Annotated in this window: 20 protein-coding genes; 10 read left to right on the top strand and 10 right to left on the bottom strand. The window is 73.6% G+C overall.

Annotation, left to right across the window (positions count from 1 at the left end; all coding sequences use genetic code 11):
• The first annotated feature begins 10 nt into the window (after nt 1-10).
• From ABZ693_RS27885 to ABZ693_RS27865, 5 genes are all read left to right on the top strand, one after another.
• Nucleotides 11-697, top strand: coding sequence for a response regulator (locus tag ABZ693_RS27885; protein WP_359882663.1), 687 nt, complete (start codon nt 11-13; stop codon nt 695-697).
• Nucleotides 694-2,280: an ATP-binding protein gene (locus tag ABZ693_RS27880; protein WP_435842564.1), complete on the top strand. Its 1,587-nt coding sequence runs from the start codon at nt 694-696 to the stop codon at nt 2,278-2,280. The genes ABZ693_RS27885 and ABZ693_RS27880 overlap by 4 nt, the downstream gene beginning before the upstream one ends.
• Nucleotides 2,277-2,891, top strand: coding sequence for a hypothetical protein (locus tag ABZ693_RS27875; protein WP_359882660.1), 615 nt, complete (start codon nt 2,277-2,279; stop codon nt 2,889-2,891). The genes ABZ693_RS27880 and ABZ693_RS27875 overlap by 4 nt, the downstream gene beginning before the upstream one ends.
• 253 nt (nt 2,892-3,144) lie before the next feature.
• Nucleotides 3,145-3,423, top strand: a complete 279-nt coding sequence (locus ABZ693_RS27870) for a hypothetical protein (RefSeq protein ID WP_359882657.1) — start codon at nt 3,145-3,147, stop codon at nt 3,421-3,423.
• Nucleotides 3,424-3,481: 58 nt separating this feature from the next.
• Nucleotides 3,482-3,703, top strand: coding sequence for a hypothetical protein (locus ABZ693_RS27865; RefSeq protein ID WP_359882655.1), 222 nt, complete (start codon nt 3,482-3,484; stop codon nt 3,701-3,703).
• Between the two features lie 115 nt (nt 3,704-3,818).
• Here ABZ693_RS27865 and ABZ693_RS27860 read toward each other — a convergent pair whose 3' ends face one another.
• Entirely contained in the window at nt 3,819-4,634 is an 816-nt protein-coding gene (locus ABZ693_RS27860) for a serine hydrolase domain-containing protein (protein WP_359882652.1), read from the bottom strand.
• A 52-nt stretch (nt 4,635-4,686) separates the two neighbouring features.
• Here ABZ693_RS27860 and ABZ693_RS27855 point away from each other — a divergent pair, with 52 nt between their 5' ends.
• Nucleotides 4,687-5,184, top strand: coding sequence for a MerR family transcriptional regulator (locus ABZ693_RS27855; protein WP_359882649.1), 498 nt, complete (start codon nt 4,687-4,689; stop codon nt 5,182-5,184).
• Nucleotides 5,181-6,215: an aldo/keto reductase gene (locus tag ABZ693_RS27850; protein WP_359882646.1), complete on the top strand. Its 1,035-nt coding sequence runs from the start codon at nt 5,181-5,183 to the stop codon at nt 6,213-6,215. The genes ABZ693_RS27855 and ABZ693_RS27850 overlap by 4 nt, the downstream gene beginning before the upstream one ends.
• Before the next feature lie 36 nt (nt 6,216-6,251).
• Here ABZ693_RS27850 and ABZ693_RS27845 read toward each other — a convergent pair whose 3' ends face one another.
• On the bottom strand, nt 6,252-7,490 hold the full coding sequence (locus ABZ693_RS27845; protein WP_359882643.1) for an MFS transporter: 1,239 nt from the start codon (nt 7,488-7,490) through the stop codon (nt 6,252-6,254).
• Nucleotides 7,491-7,708: 218 nt separating this feature from the next.
• Between ABZ693_RS27845 and ABZ693_RS27840 the strand changes: the two genes are divergently transcribed.
• A complete protein-coding gene (locus tag ABZ693_RS27840) occupies nt 7,709-8,044 on the top strand; it encodes an ArsR/SmtB family transcription factor (protein ID WP_359882641.1) in 336 nt (111 codons plus the stop codon).
• A 42-nt stretch (nt 8,045-8,086) separates the two neighbouring features.
• On the opposite strand, the gene ABZ693_RS27835 is transcribed toward ABZ693_RS27840, so the two are convergent.
• The 7 genes from ABZ693_RS27835 to ABZ693_RS27805 form a co-directional block, all read right to left on the bottom strand.
• Entirely contained in the window at nt 8,087-9,322 is a 1,236-nt protein-coding gene (locus ABZ693_RS27835) for an acyltransferase family protein (protein WP_359882638.1), read from the bottom strand.
• Nucleotides 9,319-10,299, bottom strand: coding sequence for an alpha/beta hydrolase (locus tag ABZ693_RS27830; protein ID WP_359882635.1), 981 nt, complete (start codon nt 10,297-10,299; stop codon nt 9,319-9,321). The genes ABZ693_RS27835 and ABZ693_RS27830 overlap by 4 nt, the downstream gene beginning before the upstream one ends.
• 186 nt (nt 10,300-10,485) lie before the next feature.
• Nucleotides 10,486-11,130: a response regulator gene (locus ABZ693_RS27825; protein WP_381698146.1), complete on the bottom strand. Its 645-nt coding sequence runs from the start codon at nt 11,128-11,130 to the stop codon at nt 10,486-10,488.
• A gap of 50 nt (nt 11,131-11,180) precedes the next feature.
• Nucleotides 11,181-12,731 (bottom strand): sensor histidine kinase, encoded by a 1,551-nt coding sequence (locus ABZ693_RS27820; protein WP_359882629.1) that lies wholly within the window; start codon nt 12,729-12,731, stop codon nt 11,181-11,183.
• A 129-nt stretch (nt 12,732-12,860) separates the two neighbouring features.
• On the bottom strand, nt 12,861-13,760 hold the full coding sequence (locus ABZ693_RS27815) for a DUF4429 domain-containing protein (RefSeq protein ID WP_359882627.1): 900 nt from the start codon (nt 13,758-13,760) through the stop codon (nt 12,861-12,863).
• 76 nt (nt 13,761-13,836) lie between these two features.
• A complete protein-coding gene (locus ABZ693_RS27810; protein ID WP_359882624.1) occupies nt 13,837-15,048 on the bottom strand; it encodes an alpha/beta hydrolase in 1,212 nt (403 codons plus the stop codon).
• A 274-nt stretch (nt 15,049-15,322) separates the two neighbouring features.
• Nucleotides 15,323-15,958, bottom strand: a complete 636-nt coding sequence (locus tag ABZ693_RS27805; RefSeq protein ID WP_359882621.1) for a TetR/AcrR family transcriptional regulator — start codon at nt 15,956-15,958, stop codon at nt 15,323-15,325.
• Between the two features lie 245 nt (nt 15,959-16,203).
• Between ABZ693_RS27805 and ABZ693_RS27800 the strand changes: the two genes are divergently transcribed.
• Both ABZ693_RS27800 and ABZ693_RS27795 read left to right on the top strand, forming a co-directional pair.
• Nucleotides 16,204-17,826 carry an MFS transporter gene (locus tag ABZ693_RS27800; protein WP_359882619.1) on the top strand — a complete coding sequence of 541 codons (1,623 nt, stop codon included), beginning with the start codon at nt 16,204-16,206 and terminating at the stop codon, nt 17,824-17,826.
• A gap of 133 nt (nt 17,827-17,959) precedes the next feature.
• Entirely contained in the window at nt 17,960-18,436 is a 477-nt protein-coding gene (locus ABZ693_RS27795; protein WP_359882616.1) for a peptidase inhibitor family I36 protein, read from the top strand.
• On the opposite strand, the gene ABZ693_RS27790 is transcribed toward ABZ693_RS27795, so the two are convergent.
• A complete protein-coding gene (locus ABZ693_RS27790; RefSeq protein WP_435842563.1) occupies nt 18,417-19,316 on the bottom strand; it encodes a potassium channel family protein in 900 nt (299 codons plus the stop codon). The two genes, ABZ693_RS27795 and ABZ693_RS27790, sit on opposite strands and share 20 nt — an antisense overlap.
• Nucleotides 19,317-19,564 lie beyond the last annotated feature (248 nt).

The raw sequence follows: 19,564 nt of genomic DNA, 5'->3' as shown, positions 1-19,564 counted from the left end.
ACCGCCACCGATGCCACGCGTGCTGCTGATCGAAGACGACCCCTCCGTCCGCGAGGGCGTCGAACTGGGGCTGCGTCGCCGCGGCCACGAGGTGCGCACCGCCGCGACCGGCGAGGCCGGCCTCGCCGCGCTCGGCGAGTTCCGGCCCGACCTGCTGCTGCTCGACCTCATGTTGCCCGGCATGAACGGCGTCCAGGTCTGCCGCAAGGTCCGCGAGACCAGCCAGCTCCCCATCATCATGCTCACCGCCCGCGGCGACGACTTCGACGTGGTCGTCGGCCTGGAGGCGGGCGCCGACGACTACATCGTCAAGCCCGCGCGCACCCAGGTCATCGAGGCCCGCATCCGCGCCGTCCTGCGCCGCATCGAGGAACCGGGCGGAGGGCGCCCCGGCATCGAGTTCCACGGCGAGCTGGCCGTCGACCGCGCCGGACTCACCGTCGCCAAGAACGGCGAACGCGTCGCCCTCGCCCCCTCCGAACTCAAACTGCTGCTCCACCTCACCGCCGCGCCCGAGCAGGTCTTCAGCCGCCAGCAGCTCCTCGAACACGTCTGGGAGCACAGCTTCCACGGCGACGCGCGCCTCGTCGACGCCTGCGTCCGCCGGCTCCGCAACAAGATCGAGGACGTGCCCGGCGACCCCCGTTACATCCAGACCCTGCGCGGCTTCGGCTACCGCTTCGGACCCCTCCAGTGAGACTCGGACCCCGCTCCCGCCGCCGCTCGGAGCGTGCCGTGCCGGGCGGCCGGCGCCGGACGGCACGGATCCACGCGGCCGCCGCCGACAAGCCGCGCGCCCGCCGGCGCCGCCCGCGCCCCTTCGGCCTGCGCACCCGGCTCGTCCTCGCCTTCCTCCTCGTCGCCGCCGTCGGCTGCGGCACCACCGCCGCCCTCACCTACCGCGCCGCCCGCAACGCCATCCTGGAACAGACCCAGGACACCGCCGTGGGCTCCTTCCGCCGCCAGGTCGCCTCGCTGTCCACCTCGCTCCCCGTCGACGAGGGCGTCATGCGCGAGGAGCTGCTGCGGATCGCCGCCGAGGGCCGGCCGCACCCCTGGCGGGTGTACGCGGAGTACGACGGCGTCCTGCGCGTCTCCTCCACCGACCGTCCCGAGTCCAGCGTCCTCACCAGCGAACTGCGTACCCGTGCCCGCGCGTTGGGCGCCCGGCACGGCAGCTTCCAGCGCGTCGTCCGGGGCAGCACCCCGTACCTGACCATCGCCGTCCCCGCCGTCTTCCCCGCCGGCCAGCGCTATCCGAGCGGCCGCCCCACCGGGCTCGTCCTGTACGCGGTGATGGACCTGAACGTCGAGGACGCCAACATCGAGGCCATGGTCACCGCGGCCCGCGACGGCGCCCTGCCCGCGCTGCTCATCGCCCTCGTGCCCGCGCTCATCGCGGCCCGCGGCGTCCTGCGCCCCGTACGGGAACTGCGACGCGCCGCCCACGACATGGGGCGGGGCCGCCTCGACGCCCGTATCCACGCCAAGGGCAGCGACGAACTCGCCGAACTCGCCCGGACCTTCAACCAGTCCGCCGCCGAACTCGAACGGTCCGTCGCCGAGTTGCGCAACGCCGAGGCGCGGGCCCGCCGCTTCGCCTCCGACGTCTCACACGAACTGCGCACCCCGCTCGCCGGCATGCTCGCCGTCACCGAGGTCCTCGACGAGGACGCCGACACCCTCGACTCCGACACCGCCCGCGCCGTCCGCCTGGTCAGCGCCGAGACCGGCAAACTCGCCGTACTCGTAGAGGACTTGATGGAGATCTCCCGCTTCGACGCCCGGGCCGCCGAACTCCATGCCGACGAGGTCGACGCCGCCGAACTCGTCCGCAAGACCCTCCAGAACCGCCACTGGGTGGGCCCCGGGGCCGGCACCGGGCTCGGGACGGGGCCCGTCGCCGCGAGCGGGGCCGTCGTCACCGAGCTCACCGACGGCATCCGCGCCCGGCTCGACCCGCGCCGCTTCGATGTCGTCGTCGCCAACCTCGTCGGCAACGCCCTGCGGCACGGCGCCGCACCGGTCACGGTCCGCGTGTACGAGGAGGCCGGCGCGCTCGTCACCGAGGTCGCCGACCGGGGCCCGGGCATCCCGGACGACGTCCTGCCGCACGTCTTCGACCGCTTCTACAAGGGCGACCCGGCCCGCACCCGGTCGGCGGGCAGCGGCCTCGGCCTCGCGATCACCCTGGAGAACGTCTGGCTGCACGGCGGCACCGCCGTCGCCGCCAACCGGCCCGACGGCGGCGCCGTCTTCACCATCAGGATCCCGCTGTGACCCGGTCCCCTTCCCTCGCGCGGCGGGCGCGCGCCGCCGCGCTGACCCTGGCCCTCGTCCCGCTCGCCGCCGCCTGCGGCATCCAGCAGAGCGACGTCGTGGAGGCGGGCGGCGCGGCGACCGTCACCGTCCAGCCGGCGGCCGGTACCCGGCTGCTGTTGTTCTTCGTCGGCCGCGACGGCCGACTCCTGCCGGTGGCCCGCGGCCTGCCCGGGGAGGTCGTCGACGGCACCGGCCCCGGCGCCACCGCGGGCATGGCCACGCCCCACACCTCCCCGCCCGCGGGCACCTCCGGGGGCTTCCCGATCGCCCTCGACAAACTGCTCTCCGTCCTGATGTCGGGCCCGAACGAGCAGGAGCGTGCCGCCGGACTCACCACACGCCTCGATATGGGCGCCAAGCCCCTCTTCTTCGCCGGGCCCTTGCCGGGGCCGGACGGTTCCCCGGTCGTCAGCATCCGGTTCGACTCCACGGTCCGCGACCTCGACCCCCTGGCGGTACGGCAGGTGGTCTGCACCATGGCGTACAGCGTGGATCCGGGCGCCGCCGTCTCGGTCACCCTCGTCGGCACCGACGGCCTCCTGCCCGCGACCCGCTGCGAGCCGGACTAGGGGTGGGGGGAGGTGCGACCGAACTCACGGTGTGAATTGGCTTCTTGGGCGCCGCGTTGCCGGTCGCGCCGAACGGGGCGATGATGAGGAAGAGATACGCGACGCTCCAGCGGCGGTCCGCTTCAGTCACCGGCGCTGTCGAGATCGCGCTCCGGACACGGACGATCACCGGCGGGAGAAACGCCGCGGCCTCGCTCCGGACGAGAAGGACCCGAGGCCGGCCGAGGGCTGCTCCCGAAGGGCTGGAGGAGCAATGCCGGTTCAAGACGTTGTGTGGGACACCATTGCGGCGAATTCTTCGTCCGACTGGTTCATCCACGGTTACTCGGACACCGAAGCCGTGGTTTTCAGCATCGTGGTATTCCCTGGAACGGGCGAAGGCGTGCCGTATCCCGAGGCGCACGCGACCCTCACTCAGGGTGAGTCGTTCCAGCACGTGGATGGCACGCAAGCCTACAAGATCTACATCCAGAACAATGCCCCCTTCAATTCCTGTGACGTTCATGTGCTCGCGATAGTCGAGTCCTTGTGAGCGGCCGTCAGGCCGTCATCATGAGGCCGCGAGCCATGCGGTGAGGATGTGAGACGAGATGGCGAAGGTGCGCGCACACGTCGTTCATGACGTGACGACGGGCCGGATCACTTCCATAGGGAGAGTGTCCAAGGGCGCGAAGGCCGTGAAGATGGCCGGGGAGGGACAGACGGTTCTCAAGACGAAGATCAAGGAAGGCAGAATTCAGAAATTGGTGAGCGGCGGCGGACGGGTGGATGCCCAACAGGTCGTCGCATCCCGCGGCAAGAGCAAGAAATGACGCGGTAGGAGAGAAGGAAAGCGCGGGCGCGCGGGAACCGGACGGCTCGTCCGGCCGTACGCGGCGGATGGCCGCTCCGGTGGCCCGTGCTGCTCGTGGGCGCCGCCGGACCGGCCTACGCGCGCAGTTCGGCCAGGACCGCGTCCGTGAACGGCGGCCAGGCCTCGATCGCCCACGGCCCGAAGGCCCGGTCGGCCAGCGCCACGCACGCGGCCCGCGCGTCCGGGTCGATCCACAGGAAGGTGCCCGACTGGCCGAAGTGCCCGAAGGTACGGGGCGAGGACCCGGCGCCGGTCCAGTGCGGCGTCTTGGCGCCGCGGATCTCGAAGCCGAGGCCCCAGTCGTTGGGCCGCTGGTGACCGTACCCGGGCAGGATGCCGGTGAGGCCGGGGAACGCGACGGTCATCGCGTCCAGCACGGTCCGCGCGTCCAGCAGTCGCGGCGCCTGCACCTCGGCGGCGAAGCGCACCAGGTCGTCGACGGTCGAGACGCCGTCCTTCGCGGGCGAGCCCTCCAGGGTGGTGGCCGTCATGCCGAGCGGTTCCAGGACCGCCTGGCGCAGGTACTCGGCGAAGGGGATGTCGGTGGCCTTGGCGACATGGTCGCCGAGCACCTCGAAACCGGCGTTCGAGTAGATCCGGCGGGTGCCGGGCGCGGCCATGACACGGTTCTCGTCGAAGGCGAGCCCCGAGGAGTGGGCCAGCAGATGCCGTACGGTCGCGCCCTCGGGCCCGGCCGGCTCGTCCAGGTCGATCGCCCCCTCCTCGTACGCGACGAGCACCGCGTACGCCGCCAGCGGCTTCGTCACCGAGGCGAGCGGGAACCGCTGTCCGGTGGGGCCGTGGGATCCGGCGAGGGTGCCGTCCGCGCGGACGACGGCGGTGGCCGCGGTGGGGACGGGCCAGTTCTCGATCTGCGCCAGGCTCTGCATGCGGCCGAGCCTACTTGCTTGGAGTGGGCTCTAAGTATCTAGCGTGGAGGACATGAGCGTGGTCGAGAGCACGAGCGTGGACACCCTGACGGGCACCGGCACGCGCCGGACGGCGACAGTGCCGGCGGCGGCACCGGCACCGGCGGCGAAGCCGGTGCCGCAGCGCACCGATCCGTCGGCGCGGTACACCATCAGCGAGGTGGCGGCCCTCACCGGGCTGTCCGCGCACACCCTGCGCTGGTACGAGCGGATCGGCCTGATGCCGCACGTGGACCGCTCGCACACCGGCCAGCGCCGGTTCACCCCGCGCGACCTGGACTGGCTCACCTTCGTGGGCAAGCTGCGGACGACCGGAATGGCGGTGTCCGACATGGTGCGTTACGCGGAACTGATCCGGGAGGGCGACCACACCCACGCGGAGCGCCGGGCGCTCCTGGAGGGCACCCGGAACCACGTCGTGGAACGGATCGCCGAGCTCCAGGACGCCCTCTCCATGCTCGACCTCAAGATCGATCACTACCAGAGCATCTTCGGAGGCACGGCTTCATGAGCACGACCGACTTCACCGGCAGGATCGACACCGTGCGCCTCGGCGGCCCCGACGGACCCGAGGTGGGCGCCCAGGGCTTCGGCGCGATGGGCATCAGCGAGTTCTACGGCGACACCGACGAGGCCGCCGCCCGCGACACCCTCGAAGCGACCGTGGAGGCCGGTGTCACCCTCATCGACACCGCGGACATCTACGGTTCGGGCGCCAACGAGGAGTTCCTCGCCCCGTTCGTCGCGGCGCACCGCGACGAGATCGTCCTCGCCACCAAGTTCGCCATCGAGCGGCGCGCCGACGACCCGCACCACCGGGGCATCCGCAACGACCCCGCGTACATCCGCGAGGCCGTCGAGAACAGTCTGCGCCGACTCGGCGTCGAGACCATCGACCTCTACTACATGCACCGCCGCGACCCGGACATCCCGCTGGCGGACTCCGTCGGCGCGATGGCGGAGCTGGTGCGGGCGGGCAAGGTCCGCCACCTCGGACTGAGCGAGGTGACCGGCGCCGAGCTGCGCGAGGCGTACGCCGTGCACCCGATCACCGCCCTGCAGTCGGAGTGGTCGCTGTTCTCCCGGGACGTGGAGCGCAGCGCGGTCGGTGCCGCGGCCGACCTGGGCGTGACCTTCGTGCCGTACTCGCCGCTCGGCCGCGGCTTCCTCACCGGCGCCTTCGCCGACGCGACGAAGGACCTGTCGACGAGCGACTTCCGGCGCCACCAGCCGCGCTTCAGCGGCGAGAACGCGGAGCGGAACGCGGCCCTCCTGGAGCCCGTCCGGAAGATCGCCGCCGCGCACGGCGTGACCCCCGCGCAGATCGCCCTCGCCTGGGTCCAGCAGCGGTCCGCCGTCCACGGCCTGACCGTCGTCCCGATCCCGGGCACCCGCAAGCGCGCCCGCCTCCTGGAGAACGCGGCGGCCACCCGCATCACGCTCACGGCCGACGAGCTGGCCGCCCTGGAGCCGATCGCCGGCCAGGTGGCGGGCGACCGCTACCCGGACATGAGCTTCACGTCCGTGGCCCGCGAGGGCTGACGGGCACGAGGCCTGAGGGGGCGCCGCCGGGCCCGATCACGTGCGGGACTTCTCCGGTCCGGCCGCAGGAACCGCCGGGACCGCCGTCGCCGGCGCGTCGGCCCTCTCCACAGCGTCCGCCGCGTCCGCCCGTACGGTGGCACCGGTGCGGCGCGCGGTTCCCAGGTGCCAGAGGAGCGCGAGCGCGGTGACGCCGGCGGCCACCGGCCCCAGCCCGGCCGGCGTCACCGTGAACCACTGCTGCGCCAGCCCGCCGAGGCCGCCGCCGAGCGCGACACCGACGTACAGCGCCGAGGAGTTGAGGCCGAGCAGGACGGGCGCGGCGGCGGGGCTGAACGCGACGAGCCGGTGCTGCTGCGGGACGACGACCCCGGTGCTGACGCCCCAGAACACCGCCCAGACCAGGGCGGAGGCGAGGGTACGGGTCGCGAGCGGGGTCACGGCCAGGGTGAGGGTCGCGAGGCCGAGGGCGCCGGTGAGGACGTGGCCGGCGGCGAACCGGTCGACCAGCCGGCCGGCGGCGATGTTCCCCGCCAGCGTGCCGACGCCCCAGGCCAGCAAGGCGAGCGTCAGCGGGGTCGCGGCGCCGCCGGTCGTGTTCCGCAGGGCCGGCGCGATGTACGTGTAGAGCGTGTACGTGCCGAGGAACGCGAGCGTCGTCACGGCCAGCAGCGCCAGGACGCGGCCCTGCGCGAGGGGGCGCAGCCGGTCGGACAGGGACGCGGCGGGCAGCGTCACCCGGGGGAGGCCGACGGCGATGCCGGCGGCCGCGAGCAGCCCGATTCCGGCGACGGCCCACAGGGTGACGTGCCAGTCGGCGTGGCCGATCAGGGTGCCGAGCGGCAGTCCCAGCGCGGTCGCCGAGGTCAGTCCGCCCATGACGAAGGCCAGGGCCCGGCCCCGGCGTTCCGGGGGCGCGAGGGCCGCCGCGGTGCCGGAGGCGGCGGAGGTGATGACGCCGGCGCCCACGGCGGTGACGATCCGGGCGGCCATGACGGTTTCGTAGGTGGTGCCCAGCGCGGTGCCAGCGTTGCCGAGCACGAACACACCGAGGGCGATCAGCAGCGCGGACCGCCGGTCCAGGCCGCTGGTGAGGGCCCCGGTCACCGGTGCGGACACGGCCATGGTCAGCGCGAAGACGGTCACCAGCTGCCCGGCCGCCGGGGTGGAGGCGCCCAGGTCGGCGCCGATGGAGGGGAGCAGGCCCGCGATGACGAAGCCGTCGGTGCCGACGGCGAAGGTCGCCAGGGCTAAGGGGAGGAGTCGTTTCAGCATCGGTCGTGCCGCCCTTTCGGTCGGGTGGACTGCCGTTCTTCCGGTCTTCCGGTCTTCCGGTCCTCCGGCTTTCCGGCTTCCGGTCTTCCGGCGCGTGGCGGAAGCGGACGGGCGGCACTGTAGGCAAATACATGGATGCTTGTCCATGTATAAATGTGTGGCTAGGCTCGTGGGCCCCGGCACCTGCCGACGGAGGAGAGCGGGAGGGAGAGGGAGCGATGCGCGAGGTGTCCCAGCCGGCGACCGAGGCGATCCGGATGGTGGAGGTGCTGCGCGCGCTCGGCGACCCCGTACGCCTGGAGATCATCCAGCGGCTCGCCGTCACCGGCGAGGAGAACTGCACCGCCATCGGCGGCGACCTCGACGTCCACCAGACGACGCTGTCCCACCACTACCGGGTCCTGCGCGAAGCGGGGATCACCTGGACGACCGTCCAGGGCCGCTCCCGGCTGATCCGGCTGCGCCGCGACGACCTGGACACCCTGTTCCCCGGCCTGCTCGACTCCGTACTGAACGGGGCCGGCCGGCAGCGGCCCGCCGCCACCGACGGCTGAGCCGCGAAGGGCCGCGAAGGCCCGCCGCGCCCGGCCGCGTCCTCACGCCAGACCCAGCGCGAACACCGCGAACCCCGCCGCCAGCGCGCCCGCGAGAGCCCGCCGCGCCGGCCCGGTCCGGGTCCACGGGGACTCGAAGGTCCGGGCGTACCGGCCGATCAGGACGAGCAGCAGCGCGAACACCGGCATCCACGCCAGCCGCGCCAGGATCCAGCCCGCCGAGTCGGGCGCGCCGACCAGCCCGGTGAGCTCGCCCCCGTACGAGGCCGGGATCGCGGCCGCCAGCATCGCCGTCTGGTGCCAGCACAGGATAGTCATCGCCGACAGGTTGATCACGACGACCGGCGCCCACAGCGCCGGCCGCCGCAGCAGCGCCGCCAGCCGTCCGCGCAGCAGGATCGCCGCACCGCTCTGCGTGGCCGCGAGGGCGAGGACGAGCAGCGACGGCGGATGCGAGTTGGTGCGGTCCGCGCCCGGCACACCCACCATCGAGGCCGGGTAGCCGCACCACAGCAGCAGCGCGGCGAACAGCACGGCCCCGCCCGCGAGCAGCCCCCACGCGTGCCGGCGGGTCAGCCGCCCCTCGCCCCAGGACACGCCCAGCTGATAGGCGAACAGCCAGCCCGGCAGGATGGTGAGCGCGCCGAGCCAGGACGGCATGGCGTCCGCGTACGGCCCGTAACGCAGGAAGTCGACGACGGCGACCGAGCCGAGCAGCGGCGCCGCCGCCCACGCCCCGAGCCGGCGGGCGGCGCGGACGCAGTACGGGGTGAGCGCGGTGACCACCACGTACACGCCCACGAACCACAGGGGCTGGATGACGAGCGTCGACGCGGTACGCAGGGTGGCGACGGGCACGTCGAAGCCGTATCGCAGCGCCGGGAGGAGCGCCGCCCACACGGCGGTCACGCCGAGCACCGGCCGGCCCAGGCGGGCGATCCGGCCCGTCAGCCAGGCGCGGGTGGTGCCCTGGCGGTCCCGGTGGCGGCGGTAGGAGAGGGCCGAGGCGTAGCCGCCGACCAGGAAGAAGATCCCCAGCATCTGCAGCACCCAGCTGACCGGCGCGAGACCCCCGAACGTGCTCAGCGGGCTCGCGTTGTGGATCGCGCCGTCGGCGGGGGACAGGGTGAAGCCGCCGAGCAGCCAGTGCCCGGTGGGGACGGCGAGCAGCGCGAGCGCGCGCAGGCCGTCGATCGCCCGGTCGCGGTGGACGGGGGTGCGGGCCTCGATCGTGGAGGCGGTGCGGGAGAGCGTCGTCAGCACGCGCGGCGTCTTCATCGGGCCGCCCCCTCGGCGATCGCGGCGAACGCGCGCAGCGAGGACGTACCGGGCGTGAAGTAGCCGTCGTGGCCGTGGGCGTCGGCGGCCGGCACGCGGCGGGCCCCGAACGCGGGGTCGGTCGGGTCGGTGCCGTGCCCGAGCCCCGCGAACTCGACGTTCGGCACCCGGTCGATCCAGTCGTCCGGATCCTTCGCCGCCCACACCCGCGCACCGGTGCCGAGCCCGGCCACGTCGTCGGCGCGCATGCCGGGGGAGGCGATCGCGACCAGGTCCGTGGCCCGGACCCCGCCCGCGGCGAGCCCGCACACCACCGACCCGTAACTGTGGCAGAACAGCGCCGGTTCGGCGGCGCCCACGGCCCGCAGCCCCCGCGTGAAGCGGACGAGCCGCGCCGCGCCCGCCTCCGCCAGTGTCCCGGTGGCCGCGTCCAGGCCGACGCCGACCGGGGTCGTGTAACCGGCCCAGGCGACGACAGCCGTCCGGCCGCCGGCCGCCTCGTACAGCGCGATGGCCTTGTCCCGCAGCTTCGTCAGATGGTCCGCGTCGGTGTCGGACCCGGGCACGATCACCGCCACGTGCGCGGCCGTCGCCAGGTCGCCCAGGACGAGCACGGCCTGCCCGCGCCCCCGCGGGTCGTACGCCAGCACCTGCTGCCCCGCGAACCGCCCCCGCGACGTACGGGCGTTGGCGGCGTACCGCAGCGCGAGCGGGGCGCCGTCGAGGTTGCCGACGACGTCGGGGTGCTCGCGCAGCAGGCGTTGGCGCCCGGCCTCGCCCAACCCCTGGAAGTACGCGGCGACCTGATCAGGCGTCAGGGAGCCCGGATCGGGCAGCCCGTCGGCGACCCAGGCCGCCGTCCCGGCCGGCGAACCGGTCACCGGCCGCTGGGGGTTCCCCGACGCCCAGCCCGCGGTCCCGGCCACCATGGTGGCGGTGAGCACGGCGGCGGCCAAAGTCCTGGTGAAGCGGCGCATGGGGGCCTCCCCTTTCCGTTCCTGACGTCCTCGGTGTGGCGAGAGGAAGGTAGGAAGCGGAGGGGTGGCGGCACGTCACACCGGGGCGCCAACCGCGAAGCGATACCGGGGGTGGGGGTGGAGGAGCGGCGGCCCGCAGACCGGGGGTGGGGATATCCCCCGGGGGAACACCCCGCCCCGGCCCGCCTACCTGGTGCCGGGCGTCACGAGCCCCGACTCGTACGCGAAGATCACCGCCTGCGCCCGGTCGCGCAGGTCCAGCTTGGCCAGTACCCGTCCGATGTGCGTCTTCACCGTCTGCTCGGCCAGCACGAGCTTTCCGGCGATCTCCTGGTTCGACAGGCCCCGCGCGATCAGTTCGAGGACCTCGGTCTCGCGCGGCGTGAGCCCGTTGAGCCGCAGCGCCACCCGGTCGGAGCGCGGCGCGGGCCGGGACGCGGCGAAATCGGCGATCAGCCGCCGGGTCACGGACGGCGCCAGCAGCGCCTCGCCGGCCGCCACGATCCGTACGGCCGCGATGAGATCGGCCGGCGGCGCGTCCTTGAGGAGGAAGCCGGACGCCCCGGCGCGCAGCGCCTCGTACACGTAGTCGTCCACGTCGAAGGTGGTCAGCATGAGCACCTTGGGGCGGTGCGTCACCCCGGGGGGCGGGTTCAGGATCTCGCGCGCCGCCGAAAGGCCGTCGAGCTCCGGCATCCGTACGTCCATGAGCACGACGTCCGGGTGCGCGGCGCGCGCCACCTCCACGCCCTGCCGGCCGTCCGGCGCCTCGCCCACCACGTCGATGTCGGGCTGCGCGGCGAGCAGGGCGGCGAACCCGGCCCGCACCATGGCCTGGTCGTCGACGATGATCACGCGAATGGTCTCGGGCACGGGCATCCTCAGCTGTCGTCGGCCGGGCCGCCGTCCGCGGTCGCGGTGCCGGCTGTCCGGGCCGTGTCGGTCGTACGGCGCGCACCGGCCGTACGGGCCGCCCCGGCCGCATCGGCGGGGTCCGGTCCAGGGGCCGGCCCGGCGGCACCGGTCGGCAGCCGGGCGGCGACCCGGAAACCGCCGTCCGGCAGCGGCCCGGTGTCGAGCGAGCCACCCGTCAACCGTACGCGCTCCCGCATCCCGACGAGCCCGTGCCCGGTCCCGTCGCCGCCCTCGACCGGCGAACCGGTGTGGGTCGGCGGCCCGTTGACGACCAGGACGTTCAGCAGCCCCTCGTCGTCGACCCGTACCGACACCCGCGTGGTGGCGCCCGGCGCGTGCCGGACCACATTGGCCAGCGCCTCCTGCACGATCCGGTACGCCGACAGCTCCACCGCCTGCGGCAGCCCGTCGAGCCCGGCCGCCGCGAGCGACAACGCGGCCGGCACCCCGGCCCGTACCGTCGCCTCCACCAGCTGCGGCACCCGGTCCAGGCCCGGCTGCGGGGCCCGTTCGCCCTCCGCGCCCTCGCTGCGCAGCAGCGCCAGCAGCCGCCGCATCTCCGCCAGCGACTCGCGCGCCCCGGCCGCGATCGACGCGAACTCCTCACGGGCCTGCTCCGGAAGATCGGGGATGCGGTACGGCGCGGAGTCCGCCTGCACCGTGATCACCGACATGTGGTGGGCGACCACGTCGTGCAACTCGCGGGCGATCCGGGCGCGTTCCTCGAGGAGCGTGCGACGGGCCCGCTCCGCCTCGCTGATGGTCTCCTGCTCCATCAGCCGCCGCTCCGCCTCGCCGCGCCAGCGCAGGGTCATGGTGAGCAGCAGCAGCACACCGCTGAGCACGAACAGGACGATCGGGATGCCGTCCACCCGGCTGGGCGAGACGAGCGCGAACAGCGCCCCGGCCGCCCCGGTCATCAGCCACACCCCGAGCAGCGTGCGCCGCGTCTCGCGCGCCCCGAGCGCCACCATCAGCGCCAGGTAGCCGATCACCACGGTCGGCGTCCACGGCCAGGGCAGGTCGAGCGGCGGGCCGGCCAGGCGCATGAAGACGGCGCCGGCCAGGTCCGCCACGAAGATCACCCACCAGGCCTGGCGCGGCCGGGTCACCGCGAGCAGCAGCGGGGCGGTCTGGGCGGTGCCGACGAGACCGGCGAGGGCGCCGTTCACCCCGTACTCGTTGATCAGGAGCGTGATGGTGACGGGCAGCAGCACGACGACGAGCACGAAGGCGACCGCGTACGGCAGCCCGCGCACCCACGGCGACGCGGCGCGGGCGAGCAGCGCCTCCTCGCGCCAGGACGGGGACGCGAGCGCGGTGCCGGCCCGGCCGGCGAGGGCGTTCACGGCCGAGGCGCCGCGGGCGGTCGCGCGGGCACCGGTGCGTACGGCCGCGGCCCCGCGTACGGCGGCGGCCCGGGCGCGCGCCGCGCGTCCGGCGGACCGTATGCCCGGGGGATCGGGGTCTTCCCGGACGGCGCCGGGGGCTTCGGGGACTTCCGTGTCATCCTTCATGGCCCGCCCAGGGTAGGCAGCGGCCGGAGAGCGGGACGTCATACCCGGGGACGGACCGCGAGGTCATACCCGGGTACGAGATCCGGCCGCCGGCCCGCGGTCCGCGCGGGGCACCCCTGATACCGGGCGCTACAGCTCGGCGAGCAGTTCCGCCTTCTTCACGCTGAACTCCTCGTCCGTGACGAGCCCCGCCTGATGCAGTTCGCTCAAGTGCCGAATCCTTTCAGCAACTCCCGCGGGATCCCTCGGCCGCGTCGCCGCCGGCACCGCGACCGGCACCCGCGCGCCCGCGCCACCGCCCCGTACCGCCGCGAGGACGGCCGCCGCGAACGGCAGCGACTGGTGCACCGGCCCCCGCCCGCCGCCGAACACGAGCGCGGCCGGGTCGTGGTCCGGCGGCATCGCCGGCCGCCCCCCCTGCCCACCGTCCGGCACGGCCTCCCGGTCCCGGGGCAGCAGCCGCAGATAGCCCTCGAACAGCTCCGGCGAACGCCACTCGACGCCGCTCAGCTCACGCGCCTGGAAGGTCTGGTCGCCCGCCTTCCACTTCTCCGAGGACGCCCCCGACCACGACCAGCGGAACGCCACCTCGGACGCCCCGTCGAAGTAGGCCTTCCCGTCGTACGCCTTGAAGGACTGCGGCCCGCGCGGCGCCTCCACCAGGAAGCCGTCCGCGGGCCGTTCGGTGTCCAGCGGCGCGAGCGCGGCGAGCAGTTCGTCGCGGTAGTACTCGGCGAGCGTCTCCCGGTCGGCGGGCAGCACGAGGCGGTACGGGTCGTTCCCGCACTTCAGCTGCCCCGCCGCCGCCTCGATCAGCGGATCGGCCCCCGCTCTCGGCACGGCGTGCAGCACGACGGTCCCCCGCGCGCCCGGCGCGAGCGTCACCGACGCCAGTGCCTCGTGCGGGATGCGCCGCTCGCGCAGTGCCTGGAAGAGCTTCGGTATACGAATCCCCCGTTCGAAGCGGATGACGACGGCGTCGCTCTCGAACTCCCAGGTGGCATGAATTCCGGCCAGCTCATCACCCATGCGCCTCATCGTATGCGGCGTATGCCCGGACGTCGCCCCTCCGTAAGTACCGTAAAAATGGCGTGATCTACGCGCGTCAGCCCGCTGTCGCGCCGAAGATTCCGCGGAGACAAGCGCTGTCGGCGCTCGCGCAGCTCAACGAACGAAACGAGCCGACTCCGAGCGCCGCGAAGTTCGCGAGGCTCCGGGTCCCCGGCTCGAAGTACCCGGCGTGCCCGTTCGCGCCCGCCGCCGACAGCAGCCGCGCCCCGAACTCCGGCGCCACCGGATCGGTGCCGTGCCCGACCCCGCCCAGCTCCAGGTGCGGCACGTCCGCGATCCAGTCGTCGGCGTCCCGCATCGCCCACACCCGGGCCCGGGTGTCCAGATCGGCGGCCCGGTCGGCCCGCATCCCCGGACTGCCGGCCACCACGACATCGGTGACCCGATCGGGCAGCCGCGGCGCGGCGACCCCGCACAGCACGGAGCCGTAACTGTGGCAGAAGAGCACCACGCGCGCGTCCCCGGGCAGCGCGGTGGTGAGGCCGACGAGCCGCACCGCGCCGTTCTCGGCGAGCCGCCCCATGGCCGCGTCGATGCCGACCCCGACCGGCGCCGTGTAGTCGGCCCAGGCGATGACGGCGGTACGGGACCGGGGGTCGGCGGCACGCTCGGCGGCGTACAGCGAGTCCGCCATCCCGGCGGGAGCCGAGTAACGGCGCGCGGTCTTCTGGAAGGTGAGCAGATTGGTGTCGACGCCGGGCACGATCACCGACACCCGCCGGGCCCGCTCCAGGTCGCCCAGCACCTCCGCCGTACGCCCCGCGCCGCCCGGGTCGAAGGCGAGGATCTGGCGGCCGGGGCGCAGCAGGGACGCGAAGCGGTCGACCCGCCGCCGGGCCTCCTGATGGCCGTCCGGGGTGAGCCGCGGATCGTCGAGGCGCGGGCGTTCGGCGGCGAGCGCGCGGGCCAGGGAGATCCGGTTGGCGCGGTACCGCAGGGAGACGGGGACGCCGTCGAGGTTGCCCACGACGAGGGGGTGGGCTTCGGCGAGCCGGAGGCGCTGGGCGGGCCGCAGGGAGGCGAAGAACGCCGCCACCGTACGGGCCGGGGCCGACGGGTCGGGCAGCGCGCGCCGCCCGATCCGGTCGTGCGCCCAGGCGACGAGGTCCTGGGAGCGGGCGTCCTTGGCCGTCGGCTGGGGCCGGATCGTGGTCCACCCGGTGGTTGCGAGGAGGACGAACACCACGGCGAGCGCGAGCAGCATCCGCCAGACGGAGAGGGTGGGCGAGGAGTCGAAGGAAGGCATTGGGGGTCACCCTAGGGGGCTTCCCTGAGTGCCCGTGCGCCAGGTGACCCGTATCACCGGGCGGGGGAGGCGAGGGTGACGGTGGGTGAGATCACGTACGCGCGGACGGGGGTGTCCGGCCGTTTTCGGACGGCGTCGCGTGCGGGCCGTGACCGGCCGGTCACGGGCGCCGGCACGGGGGTGTCGCGGAGGTGTCGCGCGCGGCGGGGCGGATCGGCCGGGTGCGGAGGGGGCGGGGAGGAGGGGGCGGACCCCGGTGCCGGTGTGGCGTCGGTCACGTACGCCAGCGCGGGGCGAGCGCCGGTCCGAGATGGTCCAGATACCGCTCGGTGATCCCGCAGATCGACTGGAACGAGGGGTCCCCCTCGCGGCCCCAGAGCCGGGTGGTCACCCGCAGCACCGAGCTGAACGCGGCGACGGCGATCCGGGGGCGCGGGTCCGCGTCCACGTCCAGGCCCTCGCGCTCGGCGATCAGCCGGGCGACGCTCTCCTCCATCTCCGTGGAGCGGCGCAGATGGGCGGCGAGGAGGGACGGAGTCGACTCGACGAGCTGGAAGTTGCGCAGGTAGAGGTCGACGGGCACGATCTCCTGGATGGCCTCGCCGACCGTCTGCCAGACTTCGAGGGCGGCATGCCGCATGGCGTCGAACGGGCCTTCCTCGGCGGGGCGTTCGGCCAGGGCGCGGACGAAGCAGTCCTCGACCATCTGCTGGACGGCGAAGGCGACGTCCTCCTTGGTGGCGAAGTAGCGGAAGAAGGTCCGCTGGGAGACGTCGACGGCGTCGGCGATCTCGTCGACCGTGGTCCGCTCGTACCCCTGGGTGGCGAACAGTTCCAGTGCCACGCGCACCAGCGCGTCGCGGGTGCGTTGCTTCTTGCGCTCGCGCAGGCCGGGAACCGGGAGTGTCACGTACGGGGGCCCTTCATCCGTCAGGTCTTCGAGGGGGTCGGCGGGGAGACCGTCGGTGGCGGCGCTGACGAATCGTCGGTGAATCGTCCGTGAAGTGCCGCCGGTCGCCGGTGCGGTCGCCGACAAGATCTCCACGGTACGGACTCGTCGCGCCGTTCCAGGCCGGGACCGCTGTGAGCTACATGACAGTTACCGGCGCATGAAATGCTTTGTCAATTGTCAGCGGCTGACACTAGCCTCATCGTATGACTAGTCAGATCACCATGGACAAGGTCCCGCAGGGCCAGGGGGGTGACCCGGCGGCCGCCTCGGCGCCGGGGAAGGGACTGCGCGGCCACCCGTGGCTGACCCTGTTCTCCGTCGCCGTCGGCGTGATGATGGTCGCCCTCGACGGCACCATCGTGGCCATCGCCAACCCCGCCATCCAGAAGGACCTCGGAGCCACGCTCTCCGACGTCCAGTGGATCACCAACGGCTACCTGCTGGCCCTCGCCGTCGCCCTCGTCACCGCCGGCAAGCTCGGCGACCGCTTCGGCCACCGCCAGACGTTCCTCATAGGCATCGCGGGCTTCGCCGCCGCCTCCGCCGCCATCGGCTTCTCCAGCTCGATCGGGCTCGTGGTCGCCTTCCGTGTCCTCCAGGGCATCTTCGGCGCCCTGCTCATGCCGGCCGCGCTCGGCCTGCTGCGCGCCACCTTCCCCGCCGAGAAGCTGAACATGGCCATCGGCATCTGGGGCATGGTCATCGGCGCCTCCACCGCCGGCGGCCCGATCGTCGGCGGCCTGCTCGTCGAGAACGTCAGCTGGCAGTCGGTCTTCTTCATCAACGTGCCGGTCGGCGTCGTCGCGCTCGTCCTCGGCCTGCTGATCCTCAAGGACCACCGCGCCGAGAACGCCCCGCGCTCCTTCGACATCCCCGGCATCCTGCTGCTCTCCGCCGCGATGGGCCTGCTCGTCTGGAGCCTCATCAAGGCCGGCGACTCGTGGGGCTGGGGCGGTGGCAAGACCTGGATCTGCCTCGTCGGCGCGATCCTGCTCTTCGTGGTCTTCGCGGTCTGGGAGACCAAGGTCAAGGAACCGCTCATCCCCCTGCAGATGTTCCGCTCCGTGCCGCTGTCGGCCGGTGTCGTGCTGATGCTCCTCATGGCCTTCGCCTTCATGGGCGGCCTGTTCTTCGTGACCTTCTACCTCCAGGGCGTGAAGGGGCTCGGCCCGGTCGACGCCGGTCTGCGCCTGCTGCCGCTGACCGGCATGATGATCGTCTCCTCGCCGCTGGCGGGCGCGCTGATCACCAAGTTCGGCCCGCGGGTGCCGCTGGTCGGCGGCATGGTGTGCACGGCCGCCGCGATGTTCGGCATGCTGTCGCTCACCCCCGGCACCGAGACGCTGCCGATGTCCCTCTGGTTCGGCCTGCTCGGCCTGGGCCTCGCCCCGGTCATGGTCGGCGCCACCGAGGTCATCGTCGGCAACGCGCCGCTGGAGCTGTCCGGCGTGGCCGGCGGTCTGCAGCAGGCCGCGATGCAGGTCGGCGGCGCGCTCGGCACCGCCGTCCTCGGCGCGGTCATGTCGTCCAAGGTGGCCGACTCCTTCACCGCGAACTGGAAGGCCGCCGGCATCCCGGTGCCGCCGGACCCGCGCCTGGAGCAGGCCGCCGAGTTCGGCATGGTGCCGCCGGAGCTCGCCAAGGCGCCCGGCATGACGCCCGACCTGTTCGGCGCCATCGGCAAGGTCATCCACGAGACCTTCATGGACGGCATGGGGCTCGCCTTCACCGTCGCGGGCGGCGTGGCCGTCGTCGCGGCGCTGGTCGCCACGCTCACCAAGCGCGGCGAGAACGCGGAGGCGGGCGCGGGCGCGGCCCACATCTAGCACTCCCGGCCCGCAGGGTCCTTCTTGAGGGGTTGTCACCCGTTCGCGTGAACGGGGGCGGCCCCTCTTCCCCTGCCGGGATCCATCCGGCATTCTCTGATTACAGAGAGTAACGATACGGGGGTTCACCTGCATGTATGCGCACAAGAAGAAGACGATCCAGGCCGCCGCCGGCGCACTGGCCGCGTGCTGTCTGCTCACGATCCCGTCGACCGGAGCCTCGGCCGCTCCCTCGGCGGCTCCCTCGGCGGCGGCGCCGGCCGCGAGCTTGGCCTCGGCCTCGGGTGCGGCCTCGGGCCCGGCGGCGGGAGTGCGGGCGGGCGGCGTGCTCGGTGCCTGCGGACCCGGCCAGCTCTGCCTCTGGCCCAAGGCGGACTTCAAGGGCCGCGCCCAGACGTACGAGCTGTCGGCGGTCGACATCGACAGCTGTACGGCCCTGCCGGGCGGCACGAGCGCCCAGTCCCTGGCCAACCGGACCGGCCGGCCGGTGACCTTCTACCAGTCGGCGGAGTGCGCCGAGACCGGCGAGTTCGAGACGTATCCGGGGAAGGGCGTCTGGGCGCCCCAGACGCCGTACCAGGTGCGGGCGTTCAAGATCTGGGAGAGATGACGGAGGGTACGGCCGGGGCGCCGGCGCCGCCCTCGGCGCCCGGGGCCCCGGGCGGCGGTCCTGTCGGGTCCGTCAGGCCGGCCGTCTCCGTCGCGTCCGTCACATCGGGGATGGCGGGCGCGGCGGGGCCGCCGGGGGTGTCCTCCGCCGGGGCCGAGAGACGCGCGACCTCGGCCCGGAGTGCGCGGACCTCGAGGGTCAGTTCCTCGAGGAGTTCGGTCTGCCGGCGTTCGACCTCGTCGTCCCGCTCGAAGCGGGAGATGAACCAGGTGGCGATGTTGGCCGTCACGACACCGAGCAGGGCGATCCCGGACAGCATCAGCCCGACCGCGAGGAAGCGCCCGAGACCGGTCGTCGGGGCGTGGTCGCCGTAGCCGACGGTGGTCATCGTGGTGAAGGACCACCAGACCGCGTCGCCGAGCGTCTTGATGTTGCCGTTCGGCGCGTTCCGCTCCACGTGGAGCACGGCCAGCGAGCCGAACATCATCAGTCCGACCACCGCGCCCGCCACATAGGTGGTGAGGGTGATCTGAGGGGCCATGCGGGCCCGCCGGCCCACCAGGAGGAGAGTGGAGACGACCCGGAGCAGTCGCAGCGGCTGCACCATCGGGAGGACCACCGCGAGCAGGTCCAGCGGATGGCCGCGCACGAAGGCCCACCGGGCCGGGGCGAGCGCGAGCCGTACGAGGTAGTCGAGGGCGAACGCCGCCCACACCGTCCACTCGGCGTAGGAGCACAGCCGGTGCACCCACGCATCGGCGCCCGGCGTCACGATCGGCACGGCGTAGGCGACGCCGAAGACCACGGCCAGTACCAGCAGCGGCACCTGGGTGCGCTCTTCCCAGCAGTCCTTTCCCGCGTACGTCGTCATGAGCGGCATCGTAAGGAGCGCGGGAAACGCCGAAGGGCGGCGGGATCCTGTCCCACCACCCTCACCAGCCACGATGCGCCGCTGCCGCTGCCGCTGCCGCTGCCGCTGCCGCTGCCGCTGCCGCTGCCGCTGCCGCTGCCGCGGGCCGGCACGGGCGGTGCCGACGCGGACGAACGGGCCCGGGCGGTGGCCCGGGTGACGGCTGGGCAACGGCCGACGGCCCCCCACGAGCCCGCCCGCGCCCCCGCCCGCGCGCG

It is taken from the genome of Streptomyces laurentii (assembly GCF_040635425.1).
Classification (GTDB): domain Bacteria; phylum Actinomycetota; class Actinomycetes; order Streptomycetales; family Streptomycetaceae; genus Streptomyces; species Streptomyces laurentii.
Note: the sequence above shows the minus strand (reverse complement) of the source record. Positions and strands in the feature narration are given on the sequence as shown.

Bases quoted from the DNA above. Each gene is read 5' to 3' on its own strand.
- ABZ693_RS27885 (WP_359882663.1), top strand. From the start codon at position 11: ATGCCACGCGTGCTGCTGATCGAAGACGACCCCTCCGTCCGCGAGGGC.
- ABZ693_RS27840 (WP_359882641.1), top strand. From the start codon at position 7,709: ATGCGCGAGGTGTCCCAGCCGGCGACCGAGGCGATCCGGATGGTGGAG.
- ABZ693_RS27835 (WP_359882638.1), bottom strand. From the start codon at position 9,322: ATGAAGACGCCGCGCGTGCTGACGACGCTCTCCCGCACCGCCTCCACG.
- ABZ693_RS27845 (WP_359882643.1), bottom strand. From the start codon at position 7,490: ATGCTGAAACGACTCCTCCCCTTAGCCCTGGCGACCTTCGCCGTCGGC.
- ABZ693_RS27855 (WP_359882649.1), top strand. From the start codon at position 4,687: ATGAGCGTGGTCGAGAGCACGAGCGTGGACACCCTGACGGGCACCGGC.
- ABZ693_RS27850 (WP_359882646.1), top strand. From the start codon at position 5,181: ATGAGCACGACCGACTTCACCGGCAGGATCGACACCGTGCGCCTCGGC.
- ABZ693_RS27860 (WP_359882652.1), bottom strand. From the start codon at position 4,634: ATGCAGAGCCTGGCGCAGATCGAGAACTGGCCCGTCCCCACCGCGGCC.
- ABZ693_RS27825 (WP_381698146.1), bottom strand. From the start codon at position 11,130: ATGGTGCGGGCCGGGTTCGCCGCCCTGCTCGCCGCGCAGCCCGACATC.
- ABZ693_RS27865 (WP_359882655.1), top strand. From the start codon at position 3,482: ATGGCGAAGGTGCGCGCACACGTCGTTCATGACGTGACGACGGGCCGG.
- ABZ693_RS27815 (WP_359882627.1), bottom strand. From the start codon at position 13,760: ATGGGTGATGAGCTGGCCGGAATTCATGCCACCTGGGAGTTCGAGAGC.
- ABZ693_RS27870 (WP_359882657.1), top strand. From the start codon at position 3,145: ATGCCGGTTCAAGACGTTGTGTGGGACACCATTGCGGCGAATTCTTCG.
- ABZ693_RS27790 (WP_435842563.1), bottom strand. From the start codon at position 19,316: ATGCCGCTCATGACGACGTACGCGGGAAAGGACTGCTGGGAAGAGCGC.
- ABZ693_RS27795 (WP_359882616.1), top strand. From the start codon at position 17,960: ATGTATGCGCACAAGAAGAAGACGATCCAGGCCGCCGCCGGCGCACTG.
- ABZ693_RS27830 (WP_359882635.1), bottom strand. From the start codon at position 10,299: ATGCGCCGCTTCACCAGGACTTTGGCCGCCGCCGTGCTCACCGCCACC.
- ABZ693_RS27820 (WP_359882629.1), bottom strand. From the start codon at position 12,731: ATGAAGGATGACACGGAAGTCCCCGAAGCCCCCGGCGCCGTCCGGGAA.
- ABZ693_RS27800 (WP_359882619.1), top strand. From the start codon at position 16,204: ATGACTAGTCAGATCACCATGGACAAGGTCCCGCAGGGCCAGGGGGGT.
- ABZ693_RS27810 (WP_359882624.1), bottom strand. From the start codon at position 15,048: ATGCCTTCCTTCGACTCCTCGCCCACCCTCTCCGTCTGGCGGATGCTG.